Origin of the sequence: Prevotella sp. LCP21S3_D2, from assembly GCF_052118345.1 — a bacterium.
Taxonomy (GTDB): Bacteria; Bacteroidota; Bacteroidia; order Bacteroidales; family Bacteroidaceae; genus Prevotella.
Genome location: NZ_JBQKHJ010000007.1, coordinates 47,933 through 69,477, shown reverse-complemented (window position 1 = coordinate 69,477; position 21,545 = coordinate 47,933). Strand labels below are relative to the sequence as shown.

At 45.2% G+C, this 21,545-nt stretch carries 22 protein-coding genes and 1 pseudogene; 19 read left to right on the top strand and 4 right to left on the bottom strand.

Going from position 1 to position 21,545, the window contains the following annotated elements; genetic code table 11:
* Window positions 1-7: 7 nt before the first annotated feature.
* The 5 genes from rpsK (at window position 8) to ACTQ16_RS06705 (ending at window position 3,664) form a co-directional block, all read left to right on the top strand.
* On the top strand, window positions 8-397 hold the full coding sequence (gene rpsK, locus ACTQ16_RS06725) for a 30S ribosomal protein S11 (RefSeq protein ID WP_294969718.1): 390 nt from the start codon (window positions 8-10) through the stop codon (window positions 395-397).
* 42 nt (window positions 398-439) lie between these two features.
* Window positions 440-1,045, top strand: coding sequence for a 30S ribosomal protein S4 (gene rpsD, locus ACTQ16_RS06720; RefSeq protein WP_217760887.1), 606 nt, complete (start codon window positions 440-442; stop codon window positions 1,043-1,045).
* Window positions 1,046-1,057: 12 nt separating this feature from the next.
* Window positions 1,058-2,053 carry a DNA-directed RNA polymerase subunit alpha gene (locus ACTQ16_RS06715; RefSeq protein WP_153125320.1) on the top strand — a complete coding sequence of 332 codons (996 nt, stop codon included), beginning with the start codon at window positions 1,058-1,060 and terminating at the stop codon, window positions 2,051-2,053.
* Window positions 2,054-2,086: 33 nt separating this feature from the next.
* Window positions 2,087-2,569, top strand: coding sequence for a 50S ribosomal protein L17 (rplQ, locus tag ACTQ16_RS06710; RefSeq protein ID WP_294969712.1), 483 nt, complete (start codon window positions 2,087-2,089; stop codon window positions 2,567-2,569).
* A gap of 171 nt (window positions 2,570-2,740) precedes the next feature.
* A complete protein-coding gene (locus ACTQ16_RS06705) occupies window positions 2,741-3,664 on the top strand; it encodes a hypothetical protein (RefSeq protein WP_441936730.1) in 924 nt (307 codons plus the stop codon).
* A gap of 193 nt (window positions 3,665-3,857) precedes the next feature.
* Here ACTQ16_RS06705 and ACTQ16_RS06700 read toward each other — a convergent pair whose 3' ends face one another.
* On the bottom strand, window positions 3,858-4,475 hold the full coding sequence (locus tag ACTQ16_RS06700) for a septal ring lytic transglycosylase RlpA family protein (protein ID WP_441936728.1): 618 nt from the start codon (window positions 4,473-4,475) through the stop codon (window positions 3,858-3,860).
* A gap of 99 nt (window positions 4,476-4,574) precedes the next feature.
* On the opposite strand from ACTQ16_RS06700, the gene ACTQ16_RS06695 reads away from it, so the two are divergent.
* The 5 genes from ACTQ16_RS06695 (at window position 4,575) to ACTQ16_RS06675 (ending at window position 12,596) form a co-directional block, all read left to right on the top strand.
* The gene (locus tag ACTQ16_RS06695; protein WP_153125328.1) at window positions 4,575-7,616 is read left to right on the top strand and encodes a PEP/pyruvate-binding domain-containing protein; all 3,042 of its coding nucleotides are present in this window, start codon (window positions 4,575-4,577) and stop codon (window positions 7,614-7,616) included.
* Between the two features lie 269 nt (window positions 7,617-7,885).
* The gene (locus ACTQ16_RS06690) at window positions 7,886-9,448 is read left to right on the top strand and encodes a glycoside hydrolase family 43 protein (RefSeq protein ID WP_441936726.1); all 1,563 of its coding nucleotides are present in this window, start codon (window positions 7,886-7,888) and stop codon (window positions 9,446-9,448) included.
* A gap of 69 nt (window positions 9,449-9,517) precedes the next feature.
* Complete coding sequence (locus ACTQ16_RS06685; protein ID WP_294969694.1) at window positions 9,518-10,738, top strand: MFS transporter; 1,221 nt, start codon at window positions 9,518-9,520, stop codon at window positions 10,736-10,738.
* A 203-nt stretch (window positions 10,739-10,941) separates the two neighbouring features.
* Window positions 10,942-11,955: a class II fructose-bisphosphate aldolase gene (locus ACTQ16_RS06680; RefSeq protein WP_040553598.1), complete on the top strand. Its 1,014-nt coding sequence runs from the start codon at window positions 10,942-10,944 to the stop codon at window positions 11,953-11,955.
* Window positions 11,956-12,248: 293 nt separating this feature from the next.
* The gene (locus tag ACTQ16_RS06675) at window positions 12,249-12,596 is read left to right on the top strand and encodes a hypothetical protein (RefSeq protein ID WP_441936725.1); all 348 of its coding nucleotides are present in this window, start codon (window positions 12,249-12,251) and stop codon (window positions 12,594-12,596) included.
* A 110-nt stretch (window positions 12,597-12,706) separates the two neighbouring features.
* On the opposite strand, the gene ACTQ16_RS06670 is transcribed toward ACTQ16_RS06675, so the two are convergent.
* Complete coding sequence (locus tag ACTQ16_RS06670; RefSeq protein ID WP_295348134.1) at window positions 12,707-13,504, bottom strand: DUF5106 domain-containing protein; 798 nt, start codon at window positions 13,502-13,504, stop codon at window positions 12,707-12,709.
* A 306-nt stretch (window positions 13,505-13,810) separates the two neighbouring features.
* Here ACTQ16_RS06670 and ACTQ16_RS06665 point away from each other — a divergent pair, with 306 nt between their 5' ends.
* Together ACTQ16_RS06665 and ACTQ16_RS06660 are read left to right on the top strand one after the other, a co-directional pair.
* A complete protein-coding gene (locus tag ACTQ16_RS06665) occupies window positions 13,811-14,059 on the top strand; it encodes a DUF4372 domain-containing protein (protein WP_441936723.1) in 249 nt (82 codons plus the stop codon).
* Window positions 14,016-14,120: pseudogene (locus ACTQ16_RS06660) on the top strand (transposase); the annotation flags it as partial. The gene ACTQ16_RS06665 and the pseudogene ACTQ16_RS06660, both read left to right, overlap by 44 nt.
* Before the next feature lie 142 nt (window positions 14,121-14,262).
* Here the strand turns inward: ACTQ16_RS06660 and ACTQ16_RS06655 are convergent.
* Window positions 14,263-15,777: an NAD(P)H-hydrate dehydratase gene (locus ACTQ16_RS06655; protein WP_217761242.1), complete on the bottom strand. Its 1,515-nt coding sequence runs from the start codon at window positions 15,775-15,777 to the stop codon at window positions 14,263-14,265.
* Between the two features lie 126 nt (window positions 15,778-15,903).
* Here ACTQ16_RS06655 and hpt point away from each other — a divergent pair, with 126 nt between their 5' ends.
* The 7 genes from hpt to ACTQ16_RS06620 all read left to right on the top strand — a co-directional run bounded on the left by hpt (window position 15,904) and on the right by ACTQ16_RS06620 (window position 21,171).
* Window positions 15,904-16,443 carry a hypoxanthine phosphoribosyltransferase gene (hpt, locus tag ACTQ16_RS06650; protein ID WP_217761246.1) on the top strand — a complete coding sequence of 180 codons (540 nt, stop codon included), beginning with the start codon at window positions 15,904-15,906 and terminating at the stop codon, window positions 16,441-16,443.
* 10 nt (window positions 16,444-16,453) lie between these two features.
* The gene (locus tag ACTQ16_RS06645) at window positions 16,454-16,654 is read left to right on the top strand and encodes a DUF6722 family protein (protein WP_441936721.1); all 201 of its coding nucleotides are present in this window, start codon (window positions 16,454-16,456) and stop codon (window positions 16,652-16,654) included.
* Window positions 16,654-16,809, top strand: a complete 156-nt coding sequence (locus ACTQ16_RS06640; protein WP_153109065.1) for a hypothetical protein — start codon at window positions 16,654-16,656, stop codon at window positions 16,807-16,809. Before ACTQ16_RS06645 ends, ACTQ16_RS06640 begins: the two co-directional genes overlap by 1 nt.
* A gap of 192 nt (window positions 16,810-17,001) precedes the next feature.
* The gene (locus ACTQ16_RS06635; RefSeq protein ID WP_022122168.1) at window positions 17,002-17,574 is read left to right on the top strand and encodes an adenylate kinase; all 573 of its coding nucleotides are present in this window, start codon (window positions 17,002-17,004) and stop codon (window positions 17,572-17,574) included.
* Window positions 17,575-17,690: 116 nt separating this feature from the next.
* Complete coding sequence (gene obgE, locus ACTQ16_RS06630; RefSeq protein ID WP_217761247.1) at window positions 17,691-18,851, top strand: GTPase ObgE; 1,161 nt, start codon at window positions 17,691-17,693, stop codon at window positions 18,849-18,851.
* Window positions 18,852-18,962: 111 nt separating this feature from the next.
* Entirely contained in the window at window positions 18,963-19,805 is an 843-nt protein-coding gene (pgeF, locus tag ACTQ16_RS06625; protein WP_218416647.1) for a peptidoglycan editing factor PgeF, read from the top strand.
* 151 nt (window positions 19,806-19,956) lie between these two features.
* Window positions 19,957-21,171: a peptidoglycan DD-metalloendopeptidase family protein gene (locus tag ACTQ16_RS06620; RefSeq protein WP_441936719.1), complete on the top strand. Its 1,215-nt coding sequence runs from the start codon at window positions 19,957-19,959 to the stop codon at window positions 21,169-21,171.
* A 118-nt stretch (window positions 21,172-21,289) separates the two neighbouring features.
* On the opposite strand, the gene ACTQ16_RS06615 is transcribed toward ACTQ16_RS06620, so the two are convergent.
* Window positions 21,290-21,490 carry a hypothetical protein gene (locus tag ACTQ16_RS06615; protein WP_006848784.1) on the bottom strand — a complete coding sequence of 67 codons (201 nt, stop codon included), beginning with the start codon at window positions 21,488-21,490 and terminating at the stop codon, window positions 21,290-21,292.
* Between the last annotated feature and the right edge of the window lie 55 nt (window positions 21,491-21,545).

Here is a 21,545-nt window from a genome sequence, read left to right as displayed (position 1 = left end):
ATTAATTATGGCAAAGCAAAAAGCAACATCTAAGAAGAGAAACGTACGTGTTGACGCATTGGGTCAGCTTCACGTACATAGCTCATTTAACAACATTATTGTATCTCTTGCTAATAACGAGGGTCAGGTTATCTCTTGGTCTTCTGCTGGTAAGATGGGTTTCCGTGGTTCTAAGAAGAATACTCCATATGCTGCTCAGATGGCAGCTGAGGATTGTGCTAAGGTAGCTTTCGATCTTGGTCTTCGCAAGGTTAAGGCTTACGTTAAGGGTCCAGGTAACGGTCGTGAGTCTGCTATCCGTGCCGTACACGGTGCAGGTATCGAGGTTACTGAGATTGTAGACGTTACTCCATTACCACACAACGGATGTCGCCCTCCAAAGCGTCGTCGTGTATAATAGCATTCATTGATACAAACAATATAGCATTTTATTAATATTATGGCTAGATATATAGGTCCGAAATCTAAAATTGCGCGTCGTTTTGGTGAGCCAATCTTCGGCGCAGACAAAGTTTTGTCCAAGAGAAACTTCCCTCCTGGACAGCATGGCAACAACCGTCGTCGCAAGATGTCTGAGTACGGTGTCATGTTGGCAGAGAAGCAGAAGGCTAAGTACACTTACGGTGTATTAGAGCGTCAGTTCCGTAATATGTTTGAGAAGGCAGCAAAGGCTGAAGGTATTACTGGTGAGGTTCTTCTTCAGAGCCTTGAGTGCCGTCTCGATAATGTGGTGTTCCGTCTTGGTATCGCTCCTACTCGTGCTGCTGCACGTCAGTTGGTTGGTCACAAGCACATCACTGTTGATGGCAAGGTAGTTAATATCCCTTCATTTGCAGTTAAGCCTGGTATGGTTGTTGCTGTTCGTGAGAAGTCTAAGTCTCTCGAAGTTATTGAAGCAGCACTTGCAGGTTTCAACCATAGCAAGTACCCATGGATTGAGTGGGATGATAATTCAAAGAGCGGCAAGTTCTTGCACAAGCCAGAGCGTGCTGACATTCCAGAGAATATCAAGGAGCAGTTAATCGTTGAGTTGTACTCTAAATAAATCATTAAATTAATGGCGATATTAGCATTTCAAAAACCTGATAAAGTAGTAATGCTGGAGGCTGATAACCAGTTCGGAAAATTTGAATTCCGTCCTTTGGAGCCTGGCTTTGGCGTGACCATTGGTAACGCCTTGCGCCGCATTCTCCTTTCATCATTGGAGGGTTACGCAGTGAACACCATCCGTATTGCGGGTGTTGAGCACGAGTTCTCTTCAGTTCCTGGTGTGAAGGAAGATGTTACCAACATTATCTTGAATCTCAAACAAGTTCGATTCAAGCAAGTAGTAGAAGAATTCGAGAATGAGAAAGTTAGTATCACCGTTGAGAATTCTACAGAATTCAAAGCTGGTGACATTGGTAAGTATCTGACTGGATTTGAAGTGTTAAACCCTGATTTGGTGATTTGTCATTTAGATGCCAAAGCTTCGATGCAGATTGATTTGACTATTAATAAGGGACGCGGTTATGTTCCTGCTGATGAGAATCGTCAATTCTGCACAGATGTTAACGTTCTCCCAATCGATTCCATCTACACCCCTATTCGTAATGTAAAGTACGCAGTTGAACCTTATCGTGTTGAGCAAAAGACCGATTATGATAAGCTCGTTCTTGAGGTTACGACAGATGGTTCCATTAGTCCTAAGGATGCACTGAAAGAGGCTGCGAAGATTCTTATTTATCATTTCATGCTTTTCTCAGATGAGAAGATCACTCTTGAAAGCCCAGATCAGGAGAACAATCAAGAGTTTGATGAAGAAGTTCTTCATATGCGCCAGTTGCTTAAGACTCGTCTCGTAGACATGAACCTCAGCGTTCGTGCTCTAAACTGCTTGAAGGCAGCTGATGTTGAGACACTTGGTGATTTGGTACAGTATAATAAGACTGACCTCTTGAAGTTCCGCAACTTCGGTAAGAAATCGCTCTCAGAGCTTGATGATTTGCTCGAGAGTCTGAATCTGTCTTTTGGAACTGATATTTCAAAGTATAAATTAGACAAGGATGCTTAATGCATCCTTTGTCCAAAAAGAACAAAAATTAAAATGAGACACAATAAAAAATTCAACCATTTAGGTCGTACTGCTTCTCATCGTAACGCGATGTTGGCTAACATGGCTTCATCTCTTATCTTGAGCGAGCACAAAAGAATCACTACGACCCTCGCAAAGGCAAAGGCTCTTAAGAAGTATGTTGAGCCATTAATCACTCGTTCAAAGAATGATACAACTACATCACGTCGTGTTGTTTTCCGTTATCTTCAGAACAAGTATGCCGTTAAGGCTCTCTTCGGTGAGGTAGCTGAGAAGGTAGCTAACCGTCCTGGTGGTTACACTCGCGTAATCAAGTTGGGTACCCGTCAGGGTGACGCAGCTGAGATTGCTTTCATCGAGCTCGTTGACTTTGATGAGAACATGGCTAAGACTCCTAAGGCTGCTAAGAAGACTCGTCGTAGTCGCAAGGCAACAAAGGCTGAGGAGGCTCCTGCAACTGAGGCACCTGCAACTGAGGAGGCTGCAGCTGAATAAGTTACAAAAGATCTCACTATATATAGCGCTTCTGTCGTTAGACAGAGGCGCTTTTTTTTGCGAATACTGTTTTCTTTGTTTTAGGGGATTCCCTAAGGTTTTTTAGGGATTCTGGCTTGAATATTCAACTAAATAGTTGTATTTTTGCAGAAGAATTTAAAAAGATATGATATGAAAAAGATGATATTTTTGATGCTTTGCTCTTCCTTGGTGTTGAGTAGCTGCGATACATATACAGGCAGTGGAGCTTATGCCGGAGGTTCCATTGGTTCAATCTTAGGGTCTGCCATCGGTGGTTTGTCTGGTGGTCCTAGGGGATCAGATATGGGAACTATCATCGGTATGGCTGGAGGAGCAGCCATAGGTGCTGTTATAGGAAGCCAGGCTGATAAAGCGCAGGCTGATCGTGATGCTGCTTATCGGCAGGATAGGATAGAATTACGCTCGGATTATCCGGGTTCGTCACGCCGATATCCTACAAACCCTAGTGGCAACCGCTCTTCACATTATGGGGGGAATGAAGTTTATGACTATAGTATTCCTTCTACTGATTCTAGCAGATCCGGAAGCGATTATAGCAATGCTCGTGTAATAGATAACCCAGAGATTTTCGATTCCAATAATGGAGGAGACGATCGTTTATATGATTTTCAGGGAAAGGACTATACCGGAGATTATAGTGCCCAGAAGCCGACTACTTCGATGCCAACTGCTACCGTAGAGGAGCTTGGCGCCCGTCTTTCTTATTCTACAACCCTAGAGATTGTGAATGCCCGATTCGTTGATTCCAACGAGGATAATTGTTTGAATAGGAATGAGATCTGCAAGGTGATATTTGAGATTGTCAACCGCGGCAAGTTTCCGGTTTATGATGTTGTACCTACTGTACTTGAAACCACAGGAAACAAGCATATCTTTATTTCACAAAGCATTCATGTTGAGAAGATATTGCCTGGCTCTGGTGTCAGATACACGGCTATGGTGAAAGCGGACAAGAAGTTGAAGGATGGAATGGCTAGATTCTGTGTGAGTGTCATTCATGAGGGTAAATCCATCTCGAAGGTCAACGAGTTTAACATTCCCACTAAGAGATAAGAATCATAGTAGTTGCAAAATAAAATAAAAAAAACAAGAACCGGCTTTTATGCTAGTTCTTGCTTTTTTTCTTTTGGGGATATTAAGCTTTTGCCCTTACAGAGTGCACAGAGCTTAGCTGGTTTGCCCAGGGGGGTACCTTGTGCTAGGAGCTTCAGTTCTTTGCTTTTCCCTTCGGCCTGTGACCGTTGGTTCAAGGCGTATGGCGATGATTAGGGGCTTTTTCCTTTGGCTTTTCCTTTAGCTTTTCCTTTTCCTTTAGCTTTTCCTTTTCCTTTGCTTTTTCCTTTTCCTTTGCTTTTTCCTTAGTCTGTACTTTTTCCTTAGCCTCGACCTTGGTTTCAGCTTGCTCCCTTGCCATTTCTTTCTTTTCGAAATAATGGTCAGGTTCAAATTCAGCCATTTCGAAATCAACCTTCGGGAGCTTGGTTTGCTCAGGCTTGAAAGGAACAGGGTTATCCAGTCTTTCCACCTTGACCGTTGCTACACCCTGTGAAATCATATCCAGTTTCTTGGCAGCAGCCCAGGAAAGGTCGATAATTCGGCCTCTTCCGAAAGGTCCTCGGTCGATGACCTCTACGATTACACTCTTGTCATTTCTGAGGTTGGTAACTTTCAGCATCGTACCGAAGGGATAATATTGGTGTGCACACGTCAGGTTGTCGTGATGGATTCTCTGTCCGCTTGCTGACCTGGCTCCTGTAGCTCGTTTAGAGTAATAGGATGCCTTGCCACGTTGATGCTTCTGGCCGCAACATGGTATACATAAAAATGTACTCAATAATGCTATGATTAATAATCTTCTTTTCATAACTTCTCGATATTTTGGTTGCAAATATATAAAAAAATGATGAAAAATGCAAGGAAATATCAGAAAATCAGTATCTTTGCAGAATAAATAGCAATAGAAATGGAGAATAATGTACCTCAAGAGTGGAATAAGTTCTACTTGAAAGACGTATCGTTTGTCAATCTTATGATGCGTCGTATCTACAATGTGTTGATTGTAGCTAACCCTTATGATGCGTTCATGCTTGAAGATGATGGGCGAATCGAGGAGAAGATATATAATGAGTATATGGAACTTGGCCTTCGTTATCCGCCTACTTTTACTCAGGTTTCTACCACGGAGGAGGCTACGCAAGTATTGCGTTCTACTGTGATCGACCTGGTAATCTGTATGCCAGGTAATGCGGATAATGATGCCTTTGATGTGGCCCGTGACATCAAGGGCAAGTTTCCTAATATTCACTGTGTAGTTCTTACTCCATTCTCTCATGGCATTACCAAGCGAATGCAGAACGAGGATTTGAGCATCTTCGATTATGTCTTCTGCTGGTTGGGTAATACCAACTTGATTCTTTCCATCATCAAGTTGATTGAGGATAAGATGAATCTTGAGCATGATATCCGGGAGGCTGGTGTACAGATGATTCTTCTTGTAGAGGATTCCATCCGCTTCTATAGCTCCATCTTGCCTAACCTCTATAATTATATTCTGGAGCAGAGTAAGAACTTCTCCAAGGAAGCCTTGAACCGGCATGCTGCCACCATGCGTATGCGTGGTCGTCCGAAGGTGGTATTGGCTCGTACTTATGAAGAGGCGAAGAAACTGTATGATAAGTATTCCAATAATACCCTTGGCGTCATCAGTGATGCCCGATTCCCGTTGAAAAGTGCCGCCAAAGCTTTTGGAAATGAAGTTGAACAGGAAGTCAAACCAGAGTATGGCACAGATACCTTTGGTCGTGAGAAATGTCCGGATGCAGGTTTGCAGCTTTTCCGCTATATCAGAAAGAATGACTCTTTTGTGCCCCTTATCCTCGAGAGTTCTGAGAGTGATAACCGTGCCAAGGCAGAAGCAGAAGGCTTCCGCTTTGTAGACAAGAACTCCAAGAAGATGAGTGTGGACTTGCGCCGTTTGATGGAGGAGCACATGGGGTTTGGCGATTTCATCTTCCGAGATCCGAAAACCCATGAGGAAATCATGCGCATCAGAAGCCTGAAGGAGCTGCAGGATAATATCTTCAACATCCCCAACGATTCGATGCTCTATCATATCAGCCGCAATCACATGAGCCGCTGGCTTTGTGCCCGTGCCATATTCCCGGTATCGGCTTTCCTGAAGCACGTTACCTGGGAGAAACTTCAGGATGTAGATGCTCACAGACAGATTATCTTTGATGCGATTGTGCAATATCGTCATATGAAGAATTTGGGTGTGGTAGCCGTGTTTGATAGAATGAAGTTTGATAAGTATGCCCACTTTGCCCGCATTGGAGAAGGATCCCTGGGTGGTAAGGGTAGGGGCCTAGCTTTCCTCGACAATATCATCAAGCGTCATCCTGAGTTCAACCAGTATGAGAATGCCACCGTGCAGATTCCGAAGACGGTGGTGCTCTGTACCGACATCTTTGATGCATTCATGATGAATAACAACCTTTATCCGATAGCGCTGAGCGATGCCAGCGATGAAGAGATATTGAAGCACTTCCTGCATGCGCAGTTGCCGGATTCCCTGATAGCCGACTTCTTCACCTTCTTCGAGGCCACGAAGAGTCCTATAGCCATCCGTTCCAGTTCGCTTCTTGAGGATGCGCACTACCAGCCTTTCGCCGGCATCTATTCCACCTATATGATTCCTTATCTGGAGGATAAGTATCAGATGCTCCAGATGTTGGCATGTGCCATCAAGGGCGTGTATGCTTCTGTATTCTATCGTGATTCCAAGGCGTATATGACAGCCACCAGCAATGTCATCGACCAGGAAAAGATGGCGGTTATCCTGCAGCAGGTGGTGGGTAAGGATTATGGCACCCGCTTCTATCCAACGATGAGTGGCGTGCTCCGTTCGCTCAACTATTATCCTATCGGCGATGAGGAGGCTGAGGAAGGTATTGCCAGTCTTGCCCTCGGATTGGGTAAGTATATCGTGGATGGCGGTCAGACCCTGCGCGTCTGTCCTTATCATCCTCATCAGGTACTGCAGACTTCGGAAACGGAGATGGCGTTGCGTGATACGCAGACCCAGTTCTATGCCCTCGATATGAAGCATGTAGGTGATGATTTCAAGGTAGATGACGGCTTCAATATCCTCAAGCTTCGGGTGAAGGATGCCGTGGAAGACCAGAGTCTTACCTATATAGCCTCTACTTTCGACCCATACGATCAGGTTATCAATGATGGAGTGTATGAAACGGGCAGAAAACTGATTACCTTCGCCAGTGTGCTCCAGCATGAGGTGGTACCATTACCGGAACTGATGCAGATGTCAATGAAGTTTGGTTCCGAGGCGATGCGCCGTCCTGTGGAAATCGAGTTTGCCTGCAATATCAACAATGACAGAACCTGTGAGTTCTATCTGCTTCAGATTCGTCCGATAGTGGATGCCAAGGAGATGCTCGACGAGGATGTGAAGGCGATACCGGATACCGACTGTCTGCTCCGTTCGCACAATTCCCTGGGGCATGGTATCAGCGAGGATATTGTAGATGTGGTTTACGTGAAGTATGATGATAACTTCTCTGCGATGAACAACTTTTATGTGGCTGATGACATCGAACGCATCAATCGCAAGTTCCTTGCCGATGGCAAGAACTATGTGCTGATAGGACCTGGACGCTGGGGCTCCAGCGATCATTATCTCGGAGTTCCTGTCAAATGGCCGCATATCAGTGCTGCCCGGGTCATCGTGGAAGTAGCATTGAAGAACTATAATATCGACCCGAGCCAAGGCACTCATTTCTTCCAGAACCTCACCTCTTTTGGCGTGGGTTACTTCACGGTAGACACCAATACCGAAGAAGGAGGCTTTGTGAATAAGGAGATTTTGGATGCGATGCCTGCCGTGGAAGAAACGCAGTATGTGCGCCATGTGCGTTTTGAGCATCCGATGAGAATATTGATGGACGGAAAGAAGCAGGAGGGAGCTGTCCTGATTCCGAAGGAATGATGATGTTTCCTCTTAAGGTAGAAACTTTCTGATATTGGGAATAAATGTTTTTGCTTCTAGGTCAAATCTTCGTTCATAGACGTTGAATCTCCGTTCAGTGACTTTGAACCGCCGTTCAGTGTCTTTGAACCGCCGTTCAAAGTCTATGAACGGAGTTTGTACTGATGCTCAAAACATTTTTATTTAGCATAAATAATAAAAAACACTAGGATTGTTTGGAAATCTCATCAAAAAGCCTTACCTTTGTTCCCAATTTAAACGAATTCCTTATGAATAGACAAAACCTATTTTTATTTGTATGGATGCTGATGCTGGCATGGCTGCCGGTTTCGGCACAGGAGTATCGTAATCCGGTGATTCCAGGTTATCATCCCGACCCGTCCGTGTGTCGGGTAGGAGATACTTTCTATCTTGTCAACTCATCCTTCCAGTATTTTCCGGGCGTTCCTATCTTCCAGAGCAAGGATATGGTGCATTGGCAGCAGATTGGTAACGTTCTTGATCGTGAAAGCCAGATTCCCTTGAAGGGGGCTAGTTCTTGGCTCGGCATCTATGCCCCAACCATTCGCTATCACGAGGGTACCTATTATATGATAACTACGAATGTGGGCAATGGCGGCAACTTCTTTGTTACTGCTACAGATCCTCGTGGCCCCTGGAGCGAACCTGTTTGGTTGAAGCAGCAGGGCATAGACCCGTCGCTCTATTTCGAGAACGGCAAGTGCTATATGGTGAGCAATCCGGGCGATGCCATCTGGCTCTGCGAGATCAATCCAAAGACTGGCGAACAGCTTACAGAAAGCAAGCAACTATGGCAGGGCGATGGCGGCCGCTATCCGGAAGGTCCACATATTTATAAAAAGGACGGTTATTACTATCTTCTTATCTCAGAAGGTGGAACTGAACTGGCGCATCGTCTTACCATCGCCAGAAGCCGGAATATAGAAGGTCCATACGAGAGTAATCCCGATAATCCGATACTGACCAACTGTAGCAGACTGGGACAGTCGAAGCAGATTCAGGGTACGGGGCATGGCGACTTAGTACAGGCAGGAGATGGCAACTGGTGGATGGTGTTCCTGGCATACCGCAACTATGGCGGTTCTTATCATCACTTGGGTAGAGAGACCTATCTGGCTCCTGTGGAGTGGAAGGAAGGTGAGTGGCCTGTAGTGAATGGTGGGATGCCTATCGATACTCTGGTGAAGGCTAATACCTTGCCAAGTGTCCTTCTGGAGAAGCATCTGGAAGCGGATGCCGAGGATGCGCCTGCGACAGGAGCTTTCGAATGGGTGCAATTGCAGAATCCTATTCCGGGCAACTATCTCCGCAATGATACGATGGCTGTGGAAGAGAAGTACTTCGTGCGTCTTTATCCTCATGGAACCTTGACGGAAAATCAGCAGCCTACCTTCGTAGGACGCCGACAGGAGAGTGCCAGCTTCTCCCTGGAGACGGATGTTGTCACGAAGGGGGAGGTAGAGGCAGGTCTGTCTGTCTATCAGATCAACGACGGTCATCTCGACTTTTTCGTATCCCAGAAGCAGGTGGCATTGCGCTGCAAGCTGAAGAGCATCGACTATGTGGTGAAGAGCGTGCCTCGCCTGCGCAAGGGTTCGGTCAAGTTGCGCATCAGAAGCAATGGCGAGATGTATTTCTTCGACTATTCGCTTGATGGAAAGCGATTCCATGAGTTGGCTTCCATGAACTGTAGCCTGATGAGTACAGAGGTCGCCGGCGGATTTACGGGCGTAGTTCTCGGCATGTTTGCAGAAGGTAAGGAAAAGAGTGGATATGCAGATTTCGGTTATTTCTACTATGATGAAAAGTAAGGATTATCTTCCGATAGTCTCTTTAAAATGAACAGAAATATCTTTTTAGATGAATAAATAGAAAAGTAAATGTTGACAAAAGAAACAGATTCGAAACAAACAGCTGACAAGAAATATCTTGTCCCTTTCATATTGATAACGTCGCTCTTCTTCTTGTGGGGCTTTGCTCGTGCCATTCTGGATGTGCTGAACAAGCATTTCCAGAATGCTCTGCATATTAGTATTACCCATTCAGCCCTCATTCAGGTTACCACCTATCTGGGTTATTTCCTGATGGCGATACCTGCGGGTATCTTTATTAATAGGTATGGCTATCGCAGGGGTGTAGTCTTTGGATTGTTGCTCTTTGGATTGGGCTCATTGCTTTTTGTCCCAGGAGCAGCAATCGGCAGTTTCTATGCATTTTTACTTTGCCTCTTCATTATCGGCTGTGGATTGGTCTTCCTGGAAACGGCAGCCAATCCATACGTAACGGAATTGGGAGCCAGGGAGACAGCTACCAGCCGCCTGAACCTTTCGCAGTCTTTTAATGGCTTGGGTAGTATCTTCGCTACATTTTGCATCGGTCAGTTTCTTTTCAATAATACCGATGAAGGTGGCAACGTGGCTGTACCTTATGCCATTTTGGGTGTCTTAGTACTCGCTATAGCCGTGGTCTTCTCACGTGTCAGTTTGCCTGAAATCCAGCATGATACAACAGCCGAGGATGAGGCACGGGGAAGTAATATCGGCAAGCTTTTTGCCCATCACAGGATGTTTGTCTTTGGTCTCTTTGCCTTGCTATGCTATGAGATTGCAGAGATTTCCATCAATTCCTACTTCATTAATTTCGTAACCGGCATGCATTGGATGACGGATCGTACGGCTTCGCTCGTGCTCACTTGTGCCCTGGCATTCTTCATGGTAGGTAGATTCCTGGGCAGTTGGGTGATGCGCCACATCAAGGCCACTACGATGCTCTTGATCTGCGCCATCGGCAGCGTAGTGTGTATCGGTTTGGTACTTTGCGATTTAGGTTTCATCTCCTTGGCAGCCTTGGTGGGCAATTATCTCTTCGAGGCAATCATGTTCCCTACCATATTCTCTATTGCCCTCACGGGATTGGGTAATCTTACCAAGAGTGCATCCTCGCTTCTGATGATGACTCCGATAGGAGGTTGTGGCTTCCTGCTGATGGGATTGATAGCCGACCGCACCCATGTGGTGTTACCTTTTGTAGTGCCGTTTATCGGTTTCCTGGTTGTGCTGGCTTATGCAGTAAGAGAGTATAAAATTGCAAAGTGCAATTAGCAATTTGCTAGAAGTGGGGTGTGCAAAAGGGTATAATTAACTTTTTTAACTCGATTGAAACGCTAAAAAGTAAGTTAACATTTTGTCGTATCAAAAGAAAAAGGTAAATTTGCAGTCGGTTAGGGTAGAAATCCCATAAGTTCTTTCCCTTATCAATGGAAAAAGAAAGAATGTTTCATTAAAACAATAAAATTAATACAATTATGGCAGTAGATTACAAGAAAATCGGTCTTGTGAACACTAAGGACATGTTCGCAAGAGCTATCAAGGGCGGTTGGGCCGTTCCTGCTTTCAACTTCAATAACTTGGAGCAGCTCCAGGCTATCATCCAGGCTTCTTCAAATTTGAAGTCACCAGTTATCCTTCAGGTATCTAAGGGTGCTCGTAAGTATGCTAACCCTACATTGCTCCGCTACATGGCAGAGGGTGCTGTAGAGTATGCAAAGGAGTTGGGTTGCAACCATCCAGAGATCGTTCTTCACCTCGATCACGGTGATAGCTTCGAGACATGTAAAGACTGTGTAGATTTCGGTTTCTCTTCTGTAATGATCGATGGTTCTGCACTTCCATACGAGGAGAACATTGCATTGACAAAGAAGGTTGTTGACTACGCTCATCAGTTCGGTGTAACTGTAGAGGGTGAGCTCGGTGTCCTCGCTGGTGTTGAGGATGACGTAGTAGCTGAGGAGTCACACTATACAAAGCCTGAGGAGGTTGTTGATTTCGCTACACGTACAGGTGTTGATTCATTGGCTATCTCTATCGGTACTTCTCACGGTGCTTACAAGTTCAAGCCAGAGCAGTGCACACGTGACCCTAAGACAGGTCACCTCGTTCCTCCTCCATTGGCATTCGACGTATTGGCAGCAGTTGAGGAGCAGCTTCCTGGTTTCCCTATCGTTCTCCACGGTTCTTCTTCAGTTCCTCAGGAGTATGTTGAGATCATCAACAAGTTCGGTGGCAAGTTGCCAGATGCAGTTGGTATCCCAGAGGAGCAGTTGACTAAGGCTTCTGAGAGCGCTGTTTGCAAGATCAATATCGACTCTGACTCTCGTCTTGCTTTCACAGCAGGTGTTCGTGAGACATTGGCTCTTCACCCAGAGTACTTCGACCCACGTCAGTACTGCGGTAAGGCTCGTGAGTACATGGTTGACCTCTATAGCCACAAGATCAAGGATGTTCTTCATTCTGACAACAAGTTGGCTAACCTCGACTAATCTTCGGGCTTTTACAACAAAAGATATGAGCGGGAATCCGAAAGGGTTCCCGCTTTTTTGTTCTTACTATCTGTTAGACTATTGGACGGTTTTTGTGCAATTGGTAAGTAATAGTAGCGCATTGTGTGCGACAACATTGTTTCTTTTAAACTTTTTAATTAAAAAACTTGGAATCTATTTGTTTTTTTCCTATATTTGCATTTTACAGTGCATCTGACGATGAATTAGGAGAAGCTGTTAGTCAGGCTACTATTTCTAAAGATAAGTCAGATTTCTCTTTGCTCAGCTACACAATGACTGCGGGCTCTGCGGTAAGCGAGGTTTCCAACAGCAATGCTGAGAACAACGAGAAGTTGGTTTGCAAGATTCTTCCTGCTGGACAGTTAATGCTGACACACAAGAATGTAATCTCCGACGAAGGCACAAATGTAAAGTTTGCAACTCAGTTGGTTGGCAATAAGTTAATCATTACCGAAACAGGTGATTACGGAAAGTCTGGTCAGTATGGTTATTATACACTCGTTGCCAAGGTTGGAATAGTTAAGGATGGTGACTACGTGATTGTAGTAAAGCGACATGATCACGTACGTGAGGAGTTCTCTTTGAAGTATGACTCTTCTCGCGCAAATAAAGATAATTAATGCAAATACATATAGTAAGTATTTGATAACACAGAAATATAGTAGTAAATGATAACACTAGTTTATAATACAAATAAGTGTCGCTTCTAACGACCAGTCTAGTTTGCTTTTTATTTTTGCTGCACCGTTTCGATGAGTTGTTCTGGAGTGCAGTCTTTTAATATCACCTTATTCCCTTTATCCAGCAGGTAGATAGTTGGCATAGCCTTGAGCCCGTAAATGGCGCTGATGCGATTATCTGCAACAATTCTTATTACCTGTATGTCGGCCGGGATTTCCTGCTTCTTGAGCCATGCAGACACCTTGTGACAGTTCTCGCATTCCGGGTCATGGAAATATAGGATAATCTTCTTCTCTTTATACTCACTCAGTTTACAGGTTTTACCGTCTTCTTGTGTAAAACTGATGTCTATGGCAGTAGTGCCAGGCAGATTCTTTATGGCTTGCTTCAGCTTGAAGTTGAGTCTTTCCTTTTCTGTTTCGTCAAAGTATGGTGATTTCGTCATGTCTTCCAGGAAGAGACTGTAGATTCTGTCATTGCGCATGGGTGATTCCGGATTTTCATAATAATGCTCAATGAGAGTCTCGAATTTTTCCTTGGATGGTTTCTGTATGAAAGCTTTAGCCGTAAAGGCAGCGATGCCCTTCTGGGCAATCTGCTGGTTAAAGCGTGAAAGAATATCAATGAAGTTGACAAAGCCCTGCTCTGCCATTTCCTTATTGCTGAGTTCCAGTGTATCTGCAAAGTTAAAGTTATCCCAATAATGCTCGCTGAGATAAGCAGCACGCAGTTCTACGCTGCGCAAGGTGTCTGGCAGTGTAGGATAAGGAAAACTGTTTTGTGCCTTGGCAGGAGTCAAGGCGCAGGCTATTACTAGATAGCTCAGGAGGATAAATCTTTTGATCATCTTTTCTTTTGCTTTTATTGCTTTCAATCGGTTGCAAAATTACAAAAAATAAATGAATGTGGCAAGGAAAAAGTAATAAAAAAAGTCCCGGAACCATAGAGGGTGAGATCACCTAGGCAACTACAGTTTCAACGACCAGTCTAGTTTATGTCTCCGCAAAATATTTGTTATAGTAAATGACACTAGTGTCCCGTTAAAACGAGACGATTATTAAATAAGTTGTTAATACTCAAAAGTTTACGGACTTTTTATAGTGTACTCGGTTTGATTTTGTATCTTTGCACGCATATTTAAAATACGTGTGCGATGAACAAAGGCAAAACTATATTTTCTCAGATTATGTCACTTATACCAGAACGTGATTTCAAAACTTGTGTAGACCGTTATAAGGGAAACTACAGAGCAAGAAACTTCTCTTGTAAAGCCCAATTTCCAGTAATGAGCTATGCTCAATTAACAGGTCGTGATAGTCTTCGAGATATAGAAAACTGCCTTACGGCACTCTCCAGCAAACTTTACCATTGTGGTATTAGTTATGCTGTATACCATATCTGAATTATATAGGGAAAGATGGAACGTGGAACTTTACTTTAAATGGATTAAGCAACACCTTCGTGCGACTTGCTGAATAAATCAGAGTCGAACATCACCAGTCAGCGTAGCCATATCCGTGAGAAATTGAATATGGATAGAAAGGACGATTTGCGTCAGGTCCTGGAAGCGAGAATCTCCCAGATAAGGGAGACCTCTCCTAAATCTTAGTCTTCCATTCTCAGGAATGCCTTTGGCAGATATTGTATGATATCGCTGGCAATGAGACTTTCCTTGCCCAGGTCTTTTGCGGCAAGGTCGCCTGCCAGACCGTGTAGATGCATTCCCAATCGGCAGGCATCTGCCTGCTTGTATCCTCGTGCCAGGAGGGCTGTGATGATACCTGTAAGTACATCACCGCTTCCGGCTGTTGCCATGCCACTGTTGCCGGTAGAGCAGAATTCTACTTTTCCGTCCGGATGGCAGAGGGCTGAATAGTGTCCTTTTAATATAATGTACGCCTGAAGTCGTTCAGCCAGTTCGCAGGCTTTTGAGAGTCGTTCGCTGCAATTACTGCTGGCATTGCCTGCCAGGCGGTCCAGTTCTTTTGGATGGGGTGTGAGGATGATGTCCTTTGGAAGTTGCTGCATCCAGGCACGGTGGCTGGAGAGAATGTTCAATGCATCAGCATCTACGACCACCGGACAGCTGGCACGGCGCAGTTGGGCTATCAGGGCGATGGCGGTAGTCTCGTTGGTTCCCAGTCCAGGACCGATGCCCATGGCATGGAAGTTCTCTGTTTCCACCGGCTCGCTGAAGATGGTTTCTTCAGAATCCATCTGAAGTACCGCTTCCGGTACGCTTATCTGCATAATCTCGTAGTTGCGTTTGGGCGTATGTGTAGTCACTTTGCCCACACCGCTTCTCAAGCATGCCTTGGTAGCAAGGACCGATGCACCGCACATGCCATAGCTTCCGGCAATGATGAGTGCATTGCCCATGTTGCCCTTATGCGCAAAATCATTACGGGGATGCATCAGCAGTCTGATGTCCTTTTCCTCAAGGATGCTGTATCTGCAATCTGTATTCTTGATATATTCTGTAGAAAGTCGGATGTCAAGTACTTTCAGATGCCCCAGGTATTGCTGGTTGTCTGCCATCAGCATGCAGAGCTTTTTCTGCTGAAGGGTAAGAGTCTGGTCTGCCCGGATAATGTTGGAGTGGATGTTGTAGGAATTATCTTCGGTCATCAGTCCCGAAGGAATGTCGATACTTACCACCTTGGCAGCACTCTGGTTGATGTATTTTACCATAGCAGCAAAACCTCCAGCCAGCGGTTTGTTCAGTCCGCTGCCAAAGAGACCGTCAATCACAAGCGTACCTGCTTCGAGCTGTGGAGGATCGAAGTTGAGAACGACTTCCGTGAATTTCACTCTTTTTGCTTCCTGGAGCCTTTTCTTGTTGGCTGCACAGTCTGCTGAGAGTTTATTGTGTACGTTGAACAGATATACATTCACCTGATATCCATCCTCGCTGAGCAATCTGGCAACAGCAAGGGCATCGCCACCATTGTTGCCGGGACCGGCAAAGACAACCACGGGTGTACGGTTGGTCCATTCTTCCTCGATGGCACGAGTCAAAGCTTTGGCAGCGCGTTCCATGAGGTTGAGCGATGAGATGGGTTCATGCTCAATGGTGTATTTGTCTAGCTCATGTATCTGAGCACTTGTAAATATCTTCATATCTTACTGTATGTTATGTCCGATTATCTGATTAAATTAATGCAAAAGTACTAAAAAAAGTCGATGAATGGATGAAGTTTCATGTTTTTTTCGTAATTTTGCAGAAAATATTATATCATCAAGACTATGGGCATAGTAAAAATCAAGGATAAGACCTTCAAGACCTCCATTCCAGAGGCTGAGATTCTGAAGAAGGTACAGGTCGTTGCCGACCGTATCAACAAGGATTACGAAGGTAGGAAGCCAGTGTTCCTGGCTGTGTTGAATGGTTCGTTTATCTTCGCTGCCGATCTGATGCGAATGATTACGGTACCGAGCGAGATTTCGTTTGTGAAGTATGCTTCCTACGAGGGCACCAGCTCTACCGGTAGCATGAAGACCCTGATGGGCATCAACCAGAACCTGGAAGGCCGTGATGTCATCATTGTAGAAGACATTGTTGATTCCGGTTTTACCATGGCTCACATGATTGAGGATTTGAAGAAGAAGAATCCTGCCAGCATCGAGATTTGTTCGCTCCTCGTGAAGCCAGGCAACCTGAAGGTTGATCTGGACATTAACTATGCCGTGATGGAAATTCCTAACGATTTCATCGTAGGATATGGATTAGATTATGACCAAGAAGGCAGAAACCTCCGCGATATCTACACGATTGTAGAAGAATAGGGGGTGAAGCATGTGGGAGAAGATTAGTGATTATTGCTTGGATGTCTCCAAGTACTTCTTGACTGCTGTATTTGTTACTTCGATGATGCAGGATCTCAATGATGTTCGTTGGATGTTGTATGTTGTCAGCGGATTAATAGCAATCATATTGTTTATAGCAGGTATTTATATTAGGAAGAATAAAAAAGATAACGATAAAAAGAAGAAATAATGGCAAATTTAAGTTTGATGGCATTTAATTGCCTTTTAGATATTCCTTTTTTGGGTACATACATTATTTTGGCTATGGTAGGAATCCCTGCTATAGTATTCTTGTTATTTGTTATGACTCCCAAAGGAAAGCAATGGTTTAACAGTATAAATTAAGTTTTTGACCCAAAGTATAACAATAAAAATAGGAGGACATAAAATGGATGCATTATTTTTTTTAGGTGTTGTAACAGTTCTCTTTGGAATTGTTTTTGCTGTTCTTTTGTCTCCAAAGGGACAGAAGTGGGTTAATAAATATAGTTAAGTTTCTGACACAACATAAAACAATTTATATATATTAAGGTAAAAATGAAAAATATCGTAATTTTCGGTGCTCCAGGTGCAGGTAAAGGTACACAGAGCGACAAGATGATTGAGAAGTATGGTCTCGGTCACATTTCTACAGGTGACGTACTTCGTAACGAAATCAAGAACGGTACAGAACTTGGTAAGACAGCTAAGGGTTATATCGACAATGGTCAGTTGATTCCAGACGAGTTGATGATTGACATCCTCGCAAGTGTATACGATAGCTTCGGTAAGGATCACGCTGGCGTTATCTTCGATGGTTTCCCACGTACCACTCCACAGGCTGAGGCTCTGAAGAAGATGCTCTCTGAGCGTGGTCATAAGATTGCTGCCATGATTGAGTTGGCAGTTCCTGAGGATGAGCTGATGGCTCGCCTGATTAACCGCGGTAAGGAAAGCGGCCGTTCTGATGATAATGAGGAGACTATCAAGAAGCGTCTCAATGTTTATCATACACAGACTGCTCCGCTCATCGACTGGTATGAGAAGGAAGGCATTCATCACCACATCGAGGGTCTCGGTACAGTAGATGAGATCTTTGCACGCGTTTGCAATGTAATCGACAACTTGTAATCAAGATAAAATAATCTTCCCAGCAAGGCTGCGGGGAAGATTTATTCGTTAAATAAAAGAAGAATCTTTTGTTCAATAAAAGAAGATTTATTCATTCAATTAAAAAGGAAAAATAAATGGCTGAATCCAATTTCGTAGATTATGTAAAGATCAACTGCCGCTCTGGTAAGGGTGGTAAAGGCTCCATGCACCTGCGCCACGTGAAGTACCAACCTAATGGTGGACCTGATGGTGGCGATGGCGGACGTGGAGGAAGCATCTATCTTCGCGGCAACCACAACTACTGGACTTTGCTGCATCTGAAGTATCAGCGCCACTTCTTCGCCGAGCATGGTGGCAATGGAGGACGTGACAAGTGTCATGGTACCGATGGCAAGGACATCTATATTGATGTGCCTTGTGGTACCGTGGTGTATAATGCCGAGACCGGCAAGTTTGTATGCGATGTGGCATACGATGGTCAGGAAGTGCTGCTTCTCAAGGGTGGTCGCGGTGGATTGGGTAATTTTCAGTTCCGTTCTGCCACTAATCAGGCGCCTCGTTATGCACAGCCTGGAGAACCTATGCAGGAGATGACCATCATCATGGAGTTGAAGCTCCTTGCCGATGTGGGTCTGGTAGGTTTCCCTAATGCTGGCAAGTCTACCTTGCTGAGTGCTGTTTCCAGTGCTCGTCCTAAGATTGCCAACTATCCGTTTACTACGCTCGAACCGTCACTGGGTATCGTGGATTATCGCGATCACCAGAGTTTTGTCATGGCCGACATTCCTGGCATCATCGAGGGTGCGAGCGAAGGAAAGGGCTTAGGTTTGCGATTCCTGCGCCATATCGAGCGCAACTCCCTGCTGCTCTTTATGGTGCCGGGCGATACAGATGATATCAAGAAGGAATATGAGGTATTGCTGGGCGAGTTGAAGAATTTCAATCCCGAGATGCTCGATAAGCACCGTGTGCTTGCCATCACCAAGTGTGATCTCCTGGATGATGAGCTCATCGAGATGCTGAAGGATACTCTTCCTACTGACCTTCCTGTGGTCTTCATTTCTTCTGTTACCGGACAGGGTATTCAGGATTTGAAGGATGTACTCTGGAAGGAACTGAACTCAGAGAGCAATAAGCTGCAGGAGATTACTGCCGAGGATACTCTCGTGCATCGTGATAAGGACATGTCCCGCTTCCAGCAGGAACTTGAAGCTGAGGGTGAGGACATCGTTGAATATATTGATGAGGATGAAATCGAGGATGTTGATGACCTCGATGATTTCGAATATGAGTAGATTTAATTGAAGAGTGAAGAACGAAGAGTGAAGAAACAACGTTCGGCGACCGCAGGGAAAGCCAATTCATTTGTTTCGTGAGCGTAAGCCTAATTTAACACTTAACATTAGATGATAAAGGAATATAATATAGCCGCTGGCGTCAAGGCTTTCTCTACTACCCGTAAGGATGGAGTAAGCCAGGGCAACTATGGCGAATTTAATATCAATGAGTTTTGCGGTGACAATGCAGAACATGTGGCTGAAAACCGCAAGCGTCTTGCCACAGAGTTGGGTATTGATACAGCCCATCTCATCATGCCGCATCAGGTACATGGAGTAGAGGTGCGTAATATCGCAGATGAGTTTTTTACCATGCCAGAGAATATCCGTAAGATGGTACTTGAAGGCGTAGATGCTATAATGACCGATCAGGCTGGTGTATGCATTGGCGTTTCTACTGCCGATTGCATCCCGGTGCTTCTTTATGATGAGGAGCATCATGCAGCCGCCGCCATCCATGCCGGATGGAGAGGGACCTTGGCTCGCATCGTTCACAAGACTCTTCAGGAGATGGCTTTTGCCTATAAGACAGATCCCAAGAAGCTGAAGGCGGTGATAGGTCCTGGTATTTCTCTCGACAGTTTTGAGGTGGGAGATGAGGTATATGAGGCTTTTGAGCAGGCTGCCTTTCCGATGGAAGAGATTGCAGAGCAGCGCCCTAATGCTGCCTTCTCTGCAGATCCTGCTGAGCGTGATCGCCTGGCTGCCGAAGGTAATATCGTTCAGCCCCTGAAGTGGCATATCAATCTTCCGCTCTGCAACAAGCAGATTCTTCTGCACTGTGGTGTAGCCGAGGAAAACATTCAGGATTGTGGCATCTGTACCTTCCAGCATAGCGACGAGTATTTCTCTGCTCGCAAGTTGGGCACAGAGAGCGGCAGAATCTATACGGCCATCCTCCTGGAGAAATAAATAAGATTTTTCATGATAACATCCATTTCTATCTTTTCTATGAACGAAGAGGGAGAAGTGGATGTTTTTCAATTTACAGTTAATAGTTTACAGTTAATAGTTTATAATTTATAGTTTATAGTTAATTTAGAGATTTAGAACGATAGAGATAATGAGTAGATTAAGACAGAGATTGGGGCTTGTAGCCGTCTCGGGCATGCTGATGCTATCCCTGAGCAGTTTCATGCCCGCCAAAAATGAGTTTACTGCCGCCGAGCAACAGCAGGTGAGCATCGCAACGCCAGGCCTCTTTGCCCAGAGTCAAGCCTTCAATGTTGACTTTGAGATATTCCGTGCCAAGGAATATTCCTTCCCGCTTCCTGTGGGCAAGGCTAGCCTTACCAATGGCAATAGCGTGATGCGCATCGAAACCTCGAAGGGCGACGCCGTCAAGGCGATGTTTGATGGTTATGTGCGACTCTCGCGCAAAACCGAGTCGATGGGTAATGTCATCGTCATCCGTCACGACAATGGTCTGGAAACCGTATATGCCAACAATGCCGAGAACCTGATGAAGGTGGGACAGCATGTGGATGCCGGACAAACCATCGCCATCGTGGGTACCAAGGAGGGTGAGACCTACTGCGAATTCTCCATCATGGTGAATGGTGCACGCATCAACCCGGAAACCATCATCGAACTGAAGAGTCATAAGCTCCGCCGACAGACCGTGCAGTTCCGCAAGATAGGCAGCCGCATCAACATCACGGTGATAGGCGGCAAGGATTCCTCCGTTTCTAGAAACGATAAGAGTGATAGAAATGATAAGGGGGCAAATAAGAAGTCGGGCAGCCGGTCTGGCGATCATGCCATGACTCTCGACCCTGACGAGGTGAACGATCCGTTTACCATCACTAACACCTTCCTTCTCGATTTGGAGAAGATAGAGGAGAAGGCATGGTCATATCCATTGCCTGATGCCCGTGTCATCAGTCCATACGGAGGTGTCCGCCGTCACTCGGGTGTGGATTTGAAGACCAAGCCTAACGACGAGATTTATGCCGCCTTCGATGGCGAGGTGGTTGCCTCGGGACCTTACTACGGCTATGGCAACTGCATCCGCATCAAGCATGCCTACGGCTTGGAAACGCTCTATAGCCATCAGAGTAAGAACATGGTGAAGAAGGGTGATAAGGTGAAGGCAGGCCAGGTAATCGGTCTTACGGGCCGTACCGGAAGGGCCACCACAGAGCATCTCCATTTCGAGGTGTCTTTCGGCGGCAAGCGCCTGGATCCAGCCATCATCTTCGACCACAGTAACCATAAGCTGAAAGCCGCTACCTTGCATCTTACCAAGGGAAAAGGCGTGAAAAGCGTAAAGAACTGATAAAGACCAAATCAAGGATTGATTTGAAACAGAACAGATAAAAAACTTCGCCCGTGTACTGTTGAAATCTCAACAGCGCACGGGCGAAGTTTTTTATCTGTATGCAGAGAGATAGAGATTATTTCTTCTTCTGCGATTTACGGTTGGCTCTCTGTTGGCGATACTTTGCCTTCTGACGGGCAGAGCCGCTTCCGTGAGCACCCGTAATATACTTCTTTTTCTTGGCTTTGGTCTTCACCTTGTCGTCGTCGTCCTTCTTGGGACCGCCTCCGCCTTTGAAGACCATACCACCCATGATAATATCGTCAATATCACTCATATACTTTGAACTTTGAACTTTGAACTTTATGATAAGTAAAGCCGTTGAATTCTTC

Bases quoted from the DNA above. Each gene is read 5' to 3' on its own strand.
- ACTQ16_RS06695 (WP_153125328.1), top strand. From the start codon at position 4,575: ATGGAGAATAATGTACCTCAAGAGTGGAATAAGTTCTACTTGAAAGAC.
- ACTQ16_RS06675 (WP_441936725.1), top strand. From the start codon at position 12,249: ATGACTGCGGGCTCTGCGGTAAGCGAGGTTTCCAACAGCAATGCTGAG.
- hpt (WP_217761246.1), top strand. From the start codon at position 15,904: ATGGGCATAGTAAAAATCAAGGATAAGACCTTCAAGACCTCCATTCCA.
- ACTQ16_RS06715 (WP_153125320.1), top strand. From the start codon at position 1,058: ATGGCGATATTAGCATTTCAAAAACCTGATAAAGTAGTAATGCTGGAG.
- rpsD (WP_217760887.1), top strand. From the start codon at position 440: ATGGCTAGATATATAGGTCCGAAATCTAAAATTGCGCGTCGTTTTGGT.
- rpsK (WP_294969718.1), top strand. From the start codon at position 8: ATGGCAAAGCAAAAAGCAACATCTAAGAAGAGAAACGTACGTGTTGAC.
- pgeF (WP_218416647.1), top strand. From the start codon at position 18,963: ATGATAAAGGAATATAATATAGCCGCTGGCGTCAAGGCTTTCTCTACT.
- ACTQ16_RS06690 (WP_441936726.1), top strand. From the start codon at position 7,886: ATGAATAGACAAAACCTATTTTTATTTGTATGGATGCTGATGCTGGCA.
- ACTQ16_RS06655 (WP_217761242.1), bottom strand. From the start codon at position 15,777: ATGAAGATATTTACAAGTGCTCAGATACATGAGCTAGACAAATACACC.
- ACTQ16_RS06665 (WP_441936723.1), top strand. From the start codon at position 13,811: ATGAACAAAGGCAAAACTATATTTTCTCAGATTATGTCACTTATACCA.
- ACTQ16_RS06620 (WP_441936719.1), top strand. From the start codon at position 19,957: ATGAGTAGATTAAGACAGAGATTGGGGCTTGTAGCCGTCTCGGGCATG.
- ACTQ16_RS06670 (WP_295348134.1), bottom strand. From the start codon at position 13,504: ATGATCAAAAGATTTATCCTCCTGAGCTATCTAGTAATAGCCTGCGCC.
- ACTQ16_RS06700 (WP_441936728.1), bottom strand. From the start codon at position 4,475: ATGAAAAGAAGATTATTAATCATAGCATTATTGAGTACATTTTTATGT.
- ACTQ16_RS06680 (WP_040553598.1), top strand. From the start codon at position 10,942: ATGGCAGTAGATTACAAGAAAATCGGTCTTGTGAACACTAAGGACATG.
- ACTQ16_RS06645 (WP_441936721.1), top strand. From the start codon at position 16,454: ATGTGGGAGAAGATTAGTGATTATTGCTTGGATGTCTCCAAGTACTTC.
- ACTQ16_RS06615 (WP_006848784.1), bottom strand. From the start codon at position 21,490: ATGAGTGATATTGACGATATTATCATGGGTGGTATGGTCTTCAAAGGC.
- ACTQ16_RS06640 (WP_153109065.1), top strand. From the start codon at position 16,654: ATGGCAAATTTAAGTTTGATGGCATTTAATTGCCTTTTAGATATTCCT.
- ACTQ16_RS06635 (WP_022122168.1), top strand. From the start codon at position 17,002: ATGAAAAATATCGTAATTTTCGGTGCTCCAGGTGCAGGTAAAGGTACA.
- ACTQ16_RS06685 (WP_294969694.1), top strand. From the start codon at position 9,518: ATGTTGACAAAAGAAACAGATTCGAAACAAACAGCTGACAAGAAATAT.
- ACTQ16_RS06705 (WP_441936730.1), top strand. From the start codon at position 2,741: ATGAAAAAGATGATATTTTTGATGCTTTGCTCTTCCTTGGTGTTGAGT.
- rplQ (WP_294969712.1), top strand. From the start codon at position 2,087: ATGAGACACAATAAAAAATTCAACCATTTAGGTCGTACTGCTTCTCAT.
- obgE (WP_217761247.1), top strand. From the start codon at position 17,691: ATGGCTGAATCCAATTTCGTAGATTATGTAAAGATCAACTGCCGCTCT.